Origin of the sequence: Bacillus sp. FSL K6-3431, assembly GCF_038002605.1 — a bacterium.
In the GTDB taxonomy this organism is placed as follows: Bacteria; Bacillota; Bacilli; order Bacillales; family Bacillaceae_C; genus Lederbergia.
Genome location: NZ_JBBOCT010000001.1, coordinates 2,519,263 through 2,535,078 on the forward strand (window position 1 = coordinate 2,519,263; position 15,816 = coordinate 2,535,078).

Here is a 15,816-nt window from a genome sequence, read left to right on the forward strand (position 1 = left end):
GGATGCCACTTCTTACCACTCTATTTGCACCTTCGTTACCTCTTTGGAGCTATGGATATAGTTAAGTAGGATTGTTTTCGATCTTTCATGCCATTCCCAATGTATAGATTCACTTTTGTTTCCTATTATTAAATTGATTTTTATTGGCTTTTCAGGAGAAAATAGACGTGCTACTGCATTTAGTTTTTCAGGCCCTCGAACAATCATTTCTAAACTATTTTTCGTTTGTTTCCATTCCTCTATTCTTGACGACGCAGCAATTAAACTCACTTCCTCCTCCCGTCGATCATAGTCCAAGTCATATAAAAGAATATTCTCACCCAGATTTATGGACATTTGATTAACAACGCTTAATTGCGGATCAAATAAATCGACATAATTCCCTTCCAATTTCAGTGGCTCTGAACTAACGGATTCATCCAAAACAGCAGCTATTAAATAAGGGCCACGTTGCAACATAAAATAATTCTTTTCTTCCAAAGTGATTTCCTTATCAAAAACCTCGATACTTTTCTGGAGAATTTCTCTTAATAAATCAGCATTCTTTGTACTTTCCGTACATTTATCAGGTGAAAGATGTAAATAACCAAGTACTCCATTACCCACTTTGTATATCCCTTGTGTATGCTGGCCCGTTAGCCCTAAGCATTCAAAAAGATGTTCTCTTGGCGAATTATATGAATGTTTCCCTGTATTCCACCACTCTCTTACTTTATGGTAAGGGTCACTATCATCGCCAACATAGATAAGTACTCCACCTTCTTTTACCCATTGTGCAAGTGCATTATGAATATCAGGGTATTGTGGTTTTAGAAACTCATAACTTAAAATTAACAGTCGATATTTATTTAAATAATTTGCAAATCGGCGGATATTATCTAATTGTATCGGTCTGACCCATAGTCCTCTTTTTAAAAGAGGTAATGCCAGCCCATAAAAAGAAGAGAAGTTTAATAGTTCAATATCTTGTAATTCTGTTACTGAATTCGTTTCGGTACCATCATACCTTCCATTACTCTCCTTTTTTTCACTTGAAATATCCATCCTTTGATACATCATCGAATCAGATACAAGGACACCAATTTTTTCAGACGCACCCTCAATACGAACTTCTTTTTGATCCATATTCCCTAATGTGTGCATAATTGTTAAAAGTGTTGTCGCATAATCTTTAGGGATAGTCTCAAGACCAGTTCCTTCTTCATTAGGATATTTGCCTTCAAAGATCCGCCTCGGCCATGGAGAAACTTCATAATGGAAGACATCAGGATGTAATAATGAAGCCACGACTGTTTTAAAATAATTTTGTCGGTAGTCCGACCATGTATATCTTGGATTATCTTCTATTGGATCATGTAAAAACCACATTCTTCGATCGGTACCACTCACCAATTCCTGCATCATACCGTACTCTAAAAAGGCGGTTTCAAAGGTTCGTTCCTTACGAATTCCTTCATATACATTTGGAGTTCGGGAAGTTCCCGTCCATATTTGCGCAATATAACCGTCCACCGCTGGCAAATCAATTAGCATAGACTCAGGACTAATAATTTTCCATTGCGTATAATTGATAAGGCTATGAGTTGGAACATAGAAACGAAGGAAACGATTATATTCTACTAATGCATACTCTTTCAATTCACTACATAACCGATCCAAGCTGCGAGCATATAAATAAGCTTTAAGATGTGATGCTCGATATTGGGCATCTACGGATTCATGTGGTGGAATCCATGGTTCTTTATAATAGATTCTCCATTCCCTTTTAAATGCTTCAGAGTAACCTCCTTCCACCCAAAATTCAGGTTCTTCGAGATGGATAGCCTCTACTCCCGCGTCCACTGCTAATCTAATTCGGTTCGTTAAAAAATTCGTATAGGCAATAGTCGGTACCATATAAGGAACATCTACCCCGTGACTAATATTTGATCCACTTTTATTTTTTTGAGCTTCATCCCAATGGTTCTTACCGTCGATTTCTCCATACAAATATTCCTTATATTCCCCCCACGCTACTCCGGTCATTAAGTGGACAATATATCCCTTTTCCCTCCACTTTTGAATACGTTGCGGCATCGACTTATCGATTCCATAAACCATGACAAAATCTGTTTGTAAATCATAGGATGAATTGAAAACAGCCGATTCTTGAAAACCTGTTTTTTCTTCCGTTCGATTTCGGTTTAACATCATTAATCTCTCCTATTTTTCAAATAGACCTCATTATTTTTGTATAAGTGCGTATCCAAAAAGGTTCCAAATTAGAAACAAGAAGTTCGAGGCGCGAAGGTTTTGAGGATCTGACGTGCACAGGATGTGCTGACTTCTGTGTTGCTCACAGGACGTGAGCGAACTTAACAGAAGATCATTCCTAATATACGTGAGAACCGAAAAACCAAGCAACGAAGAAATTCGCCGTTTATCATTTGGTGACTTTTTGAACATCCTCTATAAGTTTCTCTTTCACTTATGATAAAACAGGTGAACCTCTGAAATAGTATAAATCCGAGCTATCCCTATGGAGGTTCACCCATTTCATTTTTTAATTATTTTCAAATTGATTATTGGAATTGATTTTATTTTTTTGGTAATCCTTTGGTTTTTCGAAAAAGGTCGAAGTACTGATCTCCACGTACAACCTCATATTCCGGCCCTAATGAATCTGCAATTTCCTCAATGTCCGATGGAGTGATAGACCAAGCTAACATTCCCATTGAAATAAATAACGGTGTCTCTCCATCCCAATTGACAGATGCTTTTGCAATACCTTCCTTCGCTTCTCTTACACTGCCGGCAGCGAGTAATATCGCCTGTGGGAGTTTGCCATTTAGCACTGTTGTTTCACTGTAATTATCCCAGCCAAGGAAAATCCCTTTTGGATTTACATAATCGATATAACTTTGTACCTTAGATTCCGATAATGGCACATCATGACCGTCAACGCGGTTAAGCGCATACAAAATATCCATACCGGTTTGTTTCATATACTTACTCGTTTGTTTTGTAAAGACGTTGAATGTTTCATCAGGCCAAGGTTCAGGATAGATGTAACCAGCGCCTGATGGGCCTGCAACCAAAAGGTCGTTATCGGTTGCTGTATGTTGGTAATAACCTAAAATCGAAGGTGCCACATCATAGAGAAGTGGGCTGGTCGTCCAGTTAATAGGTACATTCCCTCTTCTCTCATCATCCCAAAGTAGTCTAAATCGATGTTGGTTATATTGCAGATTGTCACCTTCTCCTAGTGTAAAAGTTAGATAAATTTTGTTATCTAATATTGGAGTAGATAAAGGCTTTTGCTTTTTGATTTTCCCCTTCGCTCCTGAGAAAACTGTCATATTATTAAACCAATCGGCCGCAAGTACGTAGACACTATGCTTAGAAGCAAGTTCTGTCCCACTAAATTCTCCGGCTACATCATTACCGAACCATCCTAAATAAGGTGTATTAGGTTCAACATCCGACAGAATACTTTCAAACAATTTCTTTTCTTCCGGTACATTTGATTCAAGCCAGAACACCATTGCACGGTTCGCTACTGCATAATCTCTTAAATATCCATATGGTTCAGTCAACTCAGATGATTCAGGTTGAACATTTGATGCAGTTACTTTAAACTGATTCCACATATCAACGGAAACAACAAGTTCCTCAGCATCCTCTGGAGGGGTAAACTTGTACACAAAGTATCTACCATTATCCGCCCAGCGATGTCCGCCGAATCTCTCATCCGCGTTTGATTCGTTTCGGTCAAATAAATAGGACTCTTCTTCTGATGTACCAGGTATAAACTGGGTAACGATTTGCCCGTCTACTTTCACAGTTACCTCATGTACAGCAGGACCCCAACCGTCTGATGGAAAGGCATCTTGAAAACGGAGATAAACGGCATCCTTTCCAAGTAACTCTGATAAATCTAGATCGTATACTTGACGGTTAGAACTATCTCTAACTTCTTCCTCGTCTTGAATAATCGTCTGAAAAGCATCCCAATTACCATCGGGAAGCGCTACACTCTTGCTCGGATTCAAACCAATTAGCATGCGATGAGTTGTCTCTGGCCAGAGGTGCTCAAATTGCCATGTATATGCATCCAACCCGTCTGTGAAGCGTCCACGTAAATCCTCAATCACAGTAAAATTATAAGGTGCTTCTGTCAGTTTCTTAGCAATTTCAGGGCCTGCTACTATGGCATTTTCCAATCCTGCCATCGTCGTCGCAACATTGATTGAATCCTCCACTTTTGGATCATAGATGATAATCCCTGATACCTCTTTCTTATATTTCAATAGGAGTTCCCACGGACTTTCAATCTTTGTATAAGGTACGTCCAAATCGTTTAACCAAGTATCATTCCCTTCTTCAAAGTCTGTTTCGATAATATACATTCTTGGCTTTTCACGGTTCACGTTTCCTTGAAGCGTAGTAAATAGCAACTTCTCATCACCTGTATTTTTCCTTATATCAACGACATCAAGATGCTTTGCTTTTGCAAATGAAGGCAAAGCTTGGCTTTTAGGCCATTTAATTTTTCCATTATTAGCAGATTCTAAGTTAGGGCTTACTGCAGAGACGGCAGTACCTGAAAGTACTATCACCAGTGTCAAACTTAGCAACAGAAGTCTTCGAAGCATTTTTCTTCTCCTCCATTCTTCTAACAGATAATAATTTCGAAACTTTTTCAAAAAGAACCCACATACCTATAACTCGCTCTTTAAATCTATTAAACAATAAAGCGAGCTACGGATTAAACCTAAGTAAATCACCTCCTTTATTACAACAATCTATTTCATGATTTACACCGAATCAGCTTTTAACTAATCTATGTGGAGATATAATGAAAGCGCTATAATTTAAGGTTATGTACAATATAAAGTTGATAAAGGAGGCTGGGTTTCTTTCACCCTTTCAACAACAGGGGTAAGGATTCTACTATTTGGGAAATCACTCGTTTCGATAATTAAACACTTTCTGAATTCTCTATAAACATCATTTGTTATAAATACTATAACTAATAACGCATTTATGTCAATGAAATTTTTCCCAAAATAAAAAGCATCCAAATTTATATCAGTATTTGGATACTTTAAAGTTTTATATAATCTCCTACGATTTACGCGTGATGGGGGGGCCTGTTGTTTCCTTAACCACTAACTTTGGAGGAATGTTCTTCTTTTTATAATCAAATGGTCTATTATTTTTTCGACTATCAAGTAGTTGGATCAATATCTGTGCAGCTTCTTGACCTATTTTTTTCTCGGATTGGGAAATATGAGTGTATATCCCCAATTCATCATATTCATATGAGGGATTGTCGAAGGTAATAATGGATATATCCTCAGGTACTTTCAAGCCAATACGTTTCGCCAATCTCGAAATATAAATCCCAAGATTTGCATTCAAAGTAATATAAGCAGATGCATTGCGCCCGCTCACATATCGATACAATGGATGATCACTATTTATATTGCTATAATCCACTCTAAAATCAGTTAGGATTAGGGATGGATCAATCATAGCCTTTTTCTCTTTAAGCGCATCCATATATCCTTTAATACGATCTTCTACTGTAATGGTCGGAAGTGCCGAATCAGAACAGATGGCAATCTCTCGATGGCCCAAATCCCACAAATGTGAAACAGCCAGTTTTGCCCCATCAACATTGTCAGAACTAACATAATTTGTTTCTACTCCTGGCAAATAACGATCAATAAGCACAAATGGAAAATCACGAACCTTCAGCTCAAGAATATCGTCATTATAGGTTTCAGCATCTACTGGAAAGATAAGCAAACCCTCCACGCCCATTCGTAGCAGTTCCGTTATCGCCTCCCGTTCCATATCTTTTGAGTTATGACTAAGCATGATCACGATATAATAATTCGTTTGTTTTAAAACCTCATTAATGCCATTTATTAATCGTATGGCAAAAAAGTCTTCAATCGAAGGCATAATAAGCCCAATCTTTTTTCGGTTCTGGGCAGAGGAATCTGAAACCTTCAGTAAGTCCTCACTCCCTTGATTATTAATCATGCTTTTATTCATTAAGTCATGTATTCCCTCTTTTACAAAACTTCCTTTTCCAGGAATCCGATAAATCCACCCCTCCTTCGCCAATTCGGCTAAGGCATTCGCAACAGTAATCCTACTAACTTTATACTTCTCCATGATTTCTCGTTCAGTTGGAATTTTTTCATGCACAGACAGCCTTTTTGAATAAATTTCTTTTTTATAATATTCTTTAATTTGTAAGTAGAGTGGCATTCTTGTTTGATTTGTCATTAATAATTACCCCTAATTCCGTCTGCAATTTTATATCATTATAGCAATTATATCATTTGAAAGAAAGAAGGAATTTTATCTCTATCTCTCTCTTTAGGGTTTTAGACCCCCACCTCTAGGCGAAGCGTAGGTGGGATTTACCACTCCACTTCGTTCTTTAACTGTAAAAAAGAACCTTTAAAATCTATACCCCTAAGCAAAAAAGCTATTTTAAGGAAATTCCCCTAAAATAGCTCCATATACAAACCATGTCTGTTAAGATTTCTTTTTATTGATAATATCAAAAGCAACAGCAACGAGTAAAACCAACCCTTTAATTGCTTGTTGCCAGTCAATGCCAAGTCCTTTAATCGACATTCCATTGTTCATTACACCCATAACAAGACCACCAACAACTGCCCCAATTACAGTTCCAACCCCGCCATATGCAGAGGCACCACCGATAAATACAGCTGCAATTGCGTCTAATTCAAATAAGTTTCCTGCTCGAGGTGTAGCTGCATTTAAACGCGCAGCAAAAATTAATCCAGATAACGCTGCTAGTACTCCCATGTTTACAAATACACCAAATGTCACACGCTTCGTTTTCACTCCTGATAACGATGCCGCTTTTAAGTTTCCACCTACTGCATAAATATGTCGTCCGACAATTGTTTTTTTCATTACGAACGTATAAAAAGCAATGAGAACGAATAAGATCACTAAAATATTGGGAATTCCACGATACAATGCAAGCACAAAAGTGAAGATATTAACTACCGCAAGAATACCGATAATTTTCGCATAAAATAATCCGGCTGGTAATGTACTAAACTGATATTTCACTTGATTTTTTCGATTTTTAATTTCCATGCCGACTAACACGAATGAAATTAGAAGCCCGATGATGATCGATAAAACATGTATACCATCACCGTTAAATGGATCAGGTAAAAATCCTGTACTAATTTTTTGGAAAGCCTCTGGATAAGGCGCAATTGATTGACCTTGCATCACGACTAAAGTTAGTCCCCTAAATAACAACATCCCTGCTAGCGTAACGATAAATGCAGGTATGCCGACATACGCAACCCAAAATCCTTGCCATGCACCAATTACAGCACCTAGTAATAAGCAAACAATCACAGAAAGTACCGGGTTTAATTGCATGTTAACCATCATAATTGCTGAAATTGCCCCTACAAATGCAGCAATTGAGCCGACGGATAAATCAATATGACCTGTGATAATAACAAGCACCATGCCCACAGCGAGCACTAAAATATAACTATTTTGGAGGATAAGATTGGTAATATTAAGTGGTTTTAATAATGTTCCACCTGTAATCACTTGAAAGAAAACCACAATGATAACTAATGCGATGATCATACTATACTGTCTCATATTATTTTTCATTAAAGAATTAATTGATTTCATGCCTGATTACCCCTTACTATTTGTCATATACTTCATCAGCGTTTCTTGAGTCGCATTTTCCTGACTTACTTCACCTGTGATTTCGCCTTCACTCATGACGTAAATTCTGTCACACATGCCAATAATCTCAGGAAGTTCAGAAGAAATGATTAACATTCCCTTTCCTTGATCAGCTAATTGGTTAATAATCGTGTAAATTTCATATTTTGCACCGACATCTATCCCGCGAGTTGGTTCATCCAATATTAGTAGATCAGGTTCCGTAAACATCCATTTACTTAGAACAACCTTTTGCTGATTTCCTCCACTTAAGTTTCCTACTGTCTGTGTTACTGTCGGTGTTTTTATATTCATCCTTTTTCGGTAATTTTCAGCTTCCACATATTCCTCGTACTCATTGATCACTTGCTTCTTTGCAATCTTCTTTAGCTTAGCAAGTGTAATATTTTGTTTAATATCATCCATCAAAATCAATCCGTATTCTTTACGATCCTCACTTACGTAAGCAATGCCTTGATTAATTGCTTTCGAAACATCGGTTAATTGCACTTGTTTACCATCTTTAATGATTTCTCCACTAATCTTTTTCCCATATGACTTTCCAAAAATGCTCATGGCAAGTTCTGTTCGTCCCGCGCCCATTAATCCAGCAATACCAACGATCTCCCCTTGTTTTACATGGAAATTTATATCTTTAGCAATTTGCCGGTCACCGTGAAGAGGATGGTACGTATTCCATTTCCTCACTTCAAAAAATGTTTCACCAATTTTTGGCTCTCTGTCCGGGTAACGATTAGATAAACTTCTACCTACCATCCCTCTAATAATCCGGTCTTCTGTTATGTCAGCTGTATCAATGGTTTCAATTGATTGTCCATCACGAATAATGGTTACTGCACTTGCGACTTTTTTAATTTCATTTAATTTATGAGAGATGATGATTGCTGTAATTCCCTGCTTCCTAAGTTCGAGCAAAAGATCTAATAGGTTTTCACTATCATTTTCATTCAATGCTGCAGTAGGTTCATCTAAAATTAATAGTTTTACATCTTTCGATAAGGCTTTAGCAATTTCAACAAGTTGTTGCATACCAACGCCGATATCACTAATCAATGTATCAGGTGATTCATTAAGCCCCACTTTTTTTAAAAGTTCAATTGTTTTTCGTTTCGTTTCATTCCAGTCAATAACACCTTTATTCGCTTGTTCATTTCCTAGAAATATATTCTCTGCAATCGATAATTCAGGAATTAGCGCAAGTTCTTGATGGATAATAACAATACCTAATTGTTCGCTTTGACGAATATCTTTAAATTCACATCGTTCATTTTGAAAAAGAATATCGCCCTCATATGTCCCAAATGGATATACACCACTCAGCACTTTCATTAAAGTCGATTTCCCTGCGCCATTTTCTCCACAAAGTGCATGAATCTCCCCTTGCTTCACTTTTAAACTGACATCATCAAGAGCTTTCACTCCTGGAAACTCTTTCGTGATACTTTTCATTTCTAAAATGATTGGCTGCATAATCTTTTCACCACACCTTTTTAATAAAAGATTTAGCAGCAGAGTTCTACCGCTAAATCTATCTAAGCCCTACATGATGTAAGTTCACCACCCTGTGAGCCAGTCCGTACGTCGCTGAATGGTCGCTAGGGCTTAGGCCCGCACAATGCGCCGGGTCATAACGGCGTTGCCACACGACGTGGCGATCTTAGGCCCACACGATGTGGGTCACAACGGCGTTGCCACACGACGTGGCGATCTTAGCCGTTGTTCCTTATCACTTCACTTCGTCAGCTGTATAATAACCGCCGTCAATAATGATCTCTTCATAGTTATTGATATCTACTGAAATAGGTTCTAATAGAAAGGAAGGGACAACTTTTTTCCCATTATCATATGTTTCGGTATCATTTACCTCCGCTTCTTCACCTTTTAATACTGCGTTAACCATTTCTACAGCTTTTTTTGCTAGTTCTCTCGTATCTTTAAATACAGTTGCTGTTTGTTCGCCTGCAACAATTGATTTAATCGAAGCTAGTTCGGCATCTTGTCCTGTGACGATTGGCAACTCTTTATAGCCAATATTTTTTAATGCAGAGATTACGCCAATACTGATTCCATCAAATGGAGATAAAATCGCATCTACCTCTTCATCTGTGTAATAAGTACTTAATAAATTATCCATTCTTGATTGGGCAAGTGCTGCATCCCAACGCATTGTCGAGACCTTATCCATGCCCATCTGTCCACTTTTAACTATTAGTTTTCCTTCATCGATATATGGTTGTAAGACAGATAGTGCGCCGTCATAAAAGAAGTATGCGTTATTATCATCTGGAGACCCACCAAATAATTCAATATTAAAAGGACCTGATTCGTTTTCTAAATCTAGAGCATCAACAATATATGAGCCTTGTAAAATACCTACTTGGAAATTATCAAATGTTGCATAATAAGTAACATGCTCACTACCCTTAATTAAACGATCATAAGCGATCACTTGAATGCCTTCAGCATTCGCTTTATCAAGCACGTTTGTTAATGCCTCGCCATCAATTGAAGCGATTACAAGTACATCAACGCCCTGAGTTATCATATTTTCAATTTGTGAAACCTGATTTTCTACAATATCTTCCGCATATTGCAAAACAGTTTTATACCCTAAGCTTTTGAATTCTTTTACCATATTCTCTCCATCATGTACCCATCTCTCGGATGATTTCGTCGGCATCGCTATTCCGACAAATCCAGCTTCCCCGCTACCACCGCCCGAAGATTCTTTATCTCCACAAGCCACCATCACAGCTAAAAATAATACAGATATAATGATCATTAGTCCCTTTTTCATCTTTGCTTCCCCCTATTTACTATATGTAATTCTAAGTATAATAGAGTTGAAAGCGGTTTATATCTGTATATTTTTACGATATCCTTCATTTCCTAGCCTCTACATTTTATTAAACAGGACTTTCAGATTAGACTAGTATTATTTCGATCTTATTAGGATTATTTTACTTATTGAACTGCAAAAACAAAAAAAACAGCCATCGATAAGATAACTGTTAAGGTTTATGTTATTCAGTTAGTGGATCAAACTTCCTGACGATATTCACTCGGGGAAAATCCGGTCATTTTTTTAAATACGCGACTAAAGTAATTCGGATCATTATATCCTACCGCATAACAAACTTCTTTAATACTTTTGTCATGTGTACGCATTAACTCCTTCGCATGTTCAACTCTAATTTCGGTTAAATAATCAATAAACGTACTACCAGTTCTTACTTTAAACATTTTACTGAAATAATGCGGACTAAGTTGTACCATTTCTCCTACTTCTTCCAGCGTAATTGGTTTCTGATAATTTTTTTCCATATACTCTTTGGCAGTCATGATCACATCTTTTTTCAACGTAAAGTACATTGAATGAATCGTTTGCGTAACTTCAAGCAATTCATCTCTTGCTTCTCTTTGCAGTTCTCTCAAGCTATTTGTTTGAAGATAATTATTAGTAGAATGAAAGTCTTGTTCTGTATTAATCATTTGCCTATTCAATACAATATAAAATTCGGCTAACTTTTGTTTAATATTTTCAATGGACCGGTGGCAATAGTTCGTAATTGCATGAAAGTAATCATTAAAAGAATCAATTAGCGCTTCTTGTGATCCTGTTGTTATCACTTCAAGTAAACTATTTTCTAGTTTGTATGGATAGCCACTTGATTCAATTTCTTCTCTAGCTATTTGACTATAGTACACAATGGAAAAAGGACGGGAACTAGTAGTCAATGCATAGATCGCTTCATGATAGGAATGTACATATAATTCAAGGCCGTGATACTCCGTACCAATTCCGATCTTAACCTCGTCCTCCGGGAAGCGCCTTCTAAAAGCTGTAATTATTTCTTTTCCACAAAGCAAAGCGTCTCTTCGAATAGAATGTGTATCTACCTTTTCATCTCCCTTTAGCTGGATTAGGACTGGCAAGCGGTTGTGCTTGAAGGTTCCAACAAAATTCCTCCAAAAGGAATGCTCCAACTCTCTTTGAATAAATGAACTAAACTCCTTGAGGATGACCGGATTCCGTAGATTTTCTTCCTCCCTATTAAAATCAAACACCATTACAAAACTTGTTTTCACAAAATCCTCTTCCCACCCATCCTGAAGTTCTAACAATGCCCCTTTATCTGTATCTCCCATTAATAATGAGGTAATTACTTTCGATTGAACAACAGACAACGCTCTTCGATAATTATCAATCAACGTTATTTCTTCACGCCTCTTCTTGCGAGCAAATGTAACTTCACTCATAACTTGTTCAAGAGCAGCTAACACTTCCTCCTTAGTAGTTGGTTTTAACAAATATTCTTTCACGCCAATTTTCATTACCTGTCGTGCATACTCAAAGGTATCAAAAGCGGTAACCATAATAAATTGTGTATTATTATTCCTACTTTTTATTTTTTCCGCAGCCTCCACTCCATTTATTCCTGGCATTTTGATGTCCATAAAAATAATATCTGGCCAAAACTCCTCTGCGATCATGATTGCAGTACGGCCATTCTCGGCTTCTTCAATCTCGACTGTTTCTTTGTACTTATCACTAATCGTTTTCCTCAACGACTTTCGCTCGATTCTTTCATCATCGACAATCAATATTTTAAACATGGTTTGCCTCCTTAACTGGATGAACAGATAATTTAATTTTGATTGTTGTCCCTTTGTCTTTTTCAGAAAAAATAGAAACAGCTTGGCCACTTTGATAATACATTTCCAATCTTCTAATCACATTATTTAAACCGATTCCCGTTGAATGACCCTCAAACTTTGGCATTCGATCTAAAGAACGATCCTTCAATAGATTCATTGTCTGTTCATCAATACCAATACCATTATCACGAATAAGCACAAAAACATCCTCATCTTCCTTATATGCGTTAATTTCAATTTTCCCCTGTTTTTCAAATGGTTCAATTCCATGAATAAATGCGTTCTCCACTAGTGGTTGTAAAGTAAGTATTGGCATTTGTACGGACAAACAATCTTCTGGGATATCGATTGAAAATTGCACCCTTTCTTCAAATCTTGCTTTTTGAATAAAAAAGTATTCCTTTACAATATTAATTTCATCGAGAAGGGTTACCGGTTTTTCAATATGACTTAAATTGTAGCGTAATAATTTAGATAGAGATGTAATTAAATTTGATATATGATCCGAGCCATCAAGATATGCCGTCTTCGAAATTGTATTAAGTGTATTAAATAAGAAATGAGGATTAATTTGACTTTGTAAACTCTTTAATTCCATTTCTTTCAATAGCTTTTCTTGCTCTGATTTACTTTTTATTTGCCGTACATGATAATCAAGTTCTCCCCGCATTTGGTTAAATGTTTGCGTCAAAAAACCAAGCTCATCTTTTCTTGAAGATCTTATATCCTTCCCATCTAGCTTGCCTTTCGCTATTTCTCGAGCAGTGGTGGTTAGCTGATGTATAGGTTTTGTAATACTATTACTAAATAAAAAAGCGAATAAAAAACCAGTCAAGAAAGTACCACTAAACATGGCGATCCCCATGGAATTCATAAAACTATTTCGCTTACTCATTGCTCCATAAAAAGAATGAAAATCCGTTAATTCATTATTTAACAATAATAATGTTTCCTCTTGAATAAATCCTAATAATTTTAATGCCTCTCTTTGCTGCATGGAATACGACTCAATATCACCGATTGAAAAGTTATCTATCGCGAGATCACTTTCCTGCACAAGACTATTCACCATATTTTGGTAGTTATCAACAGATACTTTATTTTGATTGTTCTTTATTTCAGCTTCCATTTTTTTATTAAATAAAATTAATTTAGAACGCTGATCACGATAATCATCTAAATCGTTACTTCTATTGGAATTCAGGTATAAGTTCATAGATTCATATGCATCGTTAGTAGATTTTGATACATTATTTAATAGAAAAAAACGATTAAGAATGTGATCATATTGTTTGATCGTTTGTTTATGAGAATAAAATAAAAAGATCGATAAACTATTTAAAACAATGAATAATAAGATAAAAAACAGCATTAATTTGGTTTTTATTTTATACATTTTAACATCCGCCTAATCTATTGATCTATTACATCTTCTTTCCGTAAAATGTGCACGTCTGTATAATATGCAGATTTAATTTTCTTTCCCTTCATTAAATCCAGTAAAAGTAATATACTCTGATGACCCATATCATATGGTTGCTGTTGAAAAATAGCATGAATACGATCTTTTTTCATTAACTCAACCGTCTCTTCTAAGTCATCGAATGTATACACTCGAATCGATGACTTGGGTTTGACAATATCTAATCCACCGACAATTCCAATTCCATCCCGTGCACTTGTGCCATACAAAACATTGATCATTGGATAATCTCTTAACATTTGATAGGTCTTTTCTATGCCCTGAATACTAGTTAAATTTGAGCTTTCAATCGCTAAGACTTTAATTTTAGGATCTTCTTCAACTGCATCCAAAAATCCCCGAACCCTCATTTGGTGTTGATTCGAATGAAAGCTACCCGTAATAATCCCAACATTCGCTTTTTCTACCGTTTCTTTCATTAACGTAAGGCCAGCTGTATATCCTGCTTGATAATTATCCGTTCCAACATATGAAACACGTTTACTATTTTCTAAATCAGTATCGATTGTAATAACGGGAATCCCTTTATCCAATGCTTTTTGAATGACAGGTTCAAAATCTGCGTTAGATAGCCCTTGTGTTAATATTCCATCTACCTTAGAAGCAATTGCCTTCTCAATCAGCTTAATATGTTCATGAATATCCGTTTGTTGTGTCCCTATATACTCAAGAGAGACATTATTTTGCTTAGCCACGGACTCGGCTCCCTCAATTAAGTCCGAAAAATAAGGATTATCCATCTCCTGTACGATAAGTACAAAACGATAGTCCGATTCATTTAGCTCTTCATTCAAATCTGTCGAAACATCGTATTGAAGCGCATTCATAAAGTAAAAACAGGTAAAGCCAATTGATATAAAAATGCCAAATACTAGAATAATTGGTATGACACTTATTTTTTTCAGCATATGATCACCACTAGTCCCTAAAATTGTAAGCTTATTCTATCACAATTTAGGACAGTGACAGCATCACTGAAATAAAAAAATGTTTGTCGAATATTCATTTAAACTTGCCTAGCACGCAACTTAAGACTTCTGGAAATGTTCATTCTCTGAGAAATATAAAGTATTTTGCTTGTCGATTTCCCGGGAAATATAGAATTATACAGGATAGCACTAGAATAACTTCATTTGATCGGTTGAATCAGTACCTTTCTTTTTTTCACTTTTATACCCCATTGATTTATAACCGATTAACCGCCTGTCAAACATGCTTTTTAATATTGGCACATATTCATCAACATAATCATAAACTTGGACTTCTTCTTTTCCATCATAATTACGTAGCGGATCTTTTCAAACAAAGTAAAGATGTACAAACGTATTAAGCAGTAACATTCATTGGTAAAGAAGCAGTTGAAGAATTACTTTTACAAAATCAGAAAATAATTACGCATGAATTTTTTCCTGATAAAGGACATGGAAAGTTACGTTTAGGTGTTGCCAAGAAGGCAATCACTGATTTCAAAAAATAACAGGAAATAAATTAAAATCAATTGATTTAATGCTTCACTACGTGGAAATGGGCGTTGAATTTACGAATACTTATGGTGATATTGATGAAAATTTTTATTATGGTATGGAAAACATGTATGAGAAAGTAATAGATTTATGCAATGAAGATGATGAGTATATCATTGCTTTTGCAGATAGATTAGAAGACGTTGTTGATAATACAGATGGGATTGGCTGGGGGGTTCACGACCAGTTAGGTTATGTATTTAGTATGTTAAGGAGTGTTGATGAGGATTGATGTAGCAATAAATCCCAACCGGCAACTTGCAATTGGCGAAGTGATCGGTGTGCAATTACTAATATTCTTAGCAAAACCTAAACATATTAAAGCATTTTTCTTATGTTTTCAATTTCATCTTGATCTAGATTCGTCATCCTTACGATAAACTCGATCGTTAA

Annotated in this window: 11 protein-coding genes; 2 read left to right on the forward strand and 9 right to left on the reverse strand. The window is 36.2% G+C overall.

Annotated elements, in window-relative coordinates; genetic code table 11:
- Positions 1-12: 12 nt before the first annotated feature.
- The 9 genes from MHB53_RS12690 to MHB53_RS12730 all read right to left on the reverse strand — a co-directional run bounded on the left by MHB53_RS12690 (position 13) and on the right by MHB53_RS12730 (position 14,808).
- A complete protein-coding gene (locus tag MHB53_RS12690; protein WP_340918815.1) occupies positions 13-2,193 on the reverse strand; it encodes a hypothetical protein in 2,181 nt (726 codons plus the stop codon).
- A 383-nt stretch (positions 2,194-2,576) separates the two neighbouring features.
- Positions 2,577-4,634, reverse strand: a complete 2,058-nt coding sequence (locus MHB53_RS12695; RefSeq protein ID WP_340918818.1) for a GxGYxYP domain-containing protein — start codon at positions 4,632-4,634, stop codon at positions 2,577-2,579.
- 472 nt (positions 4,635-5,106) lie between these two features.
- Positions 5,107-6,282 carry a GntR family transcriptional regulator gene (locus MHB53_RS12700; protein ID WP_340918820.1) on the reverse strand — a complete coding sequence of 392 codons (1,176 nt, stop codon included), beginning with the start codon at positions 6,280-6,282 and terminating at the stop codon, positions 5,107-5,109.
- A gap of 255 nt (positions 6,283-6,537) precedes the next feature.
- Positions 6,538-7,698 (reverse strand): multiple monosaccharide ABC transporter permease, encoded by a 1,161-nt coding sequence (gene mmsB, locus MHB53_RS12705; protein WP_340918823.1) that lies wholly within the window; start codon positions 7,696-7,698, stop codon positions 6,538-6,540.
- A gap of 6 nt (positions 7,699-7,704) precedes the next feature.
- Positions 7,705-9,228, reverse strand: coding sequence for a multiple monosaccharide ABC transporter ATP-binding protein (gene mmsA, locus MHB53_RS12710; RefSeq protein WP_340918826.1), 1,524 nt, complete (start codon positions 9,226-9,228; stop codon positions 7,705-7,707).
- Between the two features lie 256 nt (positions 9,229-9,484).
- On the reverse strand, positions 9,485-10,555 hold the full coding sequence (chvE, locus tag MHB53_RS12715; protein WP_340918829.1) for a multiple monosaccharide ABC transporter substrate-binding protein: 1,071 nt from the start codon (positions 10,553-10,555) through the stop codon (positions 9,485-9,487).
- Positions 10,556-10,797: 242 nt separating this feature from the next.
- Positions 10,798-12,375, reverse strand: coding sequence for a response regulator transcription factor (locus MHB53_RS12720; protein ID WP_340918831.1), 1,578 nt, complete (start codon positions 12,373-12,375; stop codon positions 10,798-10,800).
- The gene (locus MHB53_RS12725) at positions 12,368-13,813 is read right to left on the reverse strand and encodes a sensor histidine kinase (protein ID WP_340918834.1); all 1,446 of its coding nucleotides are present in this window, start codon (positions 13,811-13,813) and stop codon (positions 12,368-12,370) included. Before MHB53_RS12725 ends, MHB53_RS12720 begins: the two co-directional genes overlap by 8 nt.
- A gap of 17 nt (positions 13,814-13,830) precedes the next feature.
- On the reverse strand, positions 13,831-14,808 hold the full coding sequence (locus MHB53_RS12730) for a sugar-binding protein (RefSeq protein ID WP_340918836.1): 978 nt from the start codon (positions 14,806-14,808) through the stop codon (positions 13,831-13,833).
- 616 nt (positions 14,809-15,424) lie between these two features.
- Here MHB53_RS12730 and MHB53_RS12735 point away from each other — a divergent pair.
- Positions 15,425-15,655: a hypothetical protein gene (locus MHB53_RS12735; RefSeq protein WP_340918838.1), complete on the forward strand. Its 231-nt coding sequence runs from the start codon at positions 15,425-15,427 to the stop codon at positions 15,653-15,655.
- Positions 15,645-15,803 (forward strand): hypothetical protein, encoded by a 159-nt coding sequence (locus MHB53_RS12740; RefSeq protein WP_340918840.1) that lies wholly within the window; start codon positions 15,645-15,647, stop codon positions 15,801-15,803. The genes MHB53_RS12735 and MHB53_RS12740 overlap by 11 nt, the downstream gene beginning before the upstream one ends.
- Positions 15,804-15,816 lie beyond the last annotated feature (13 nt).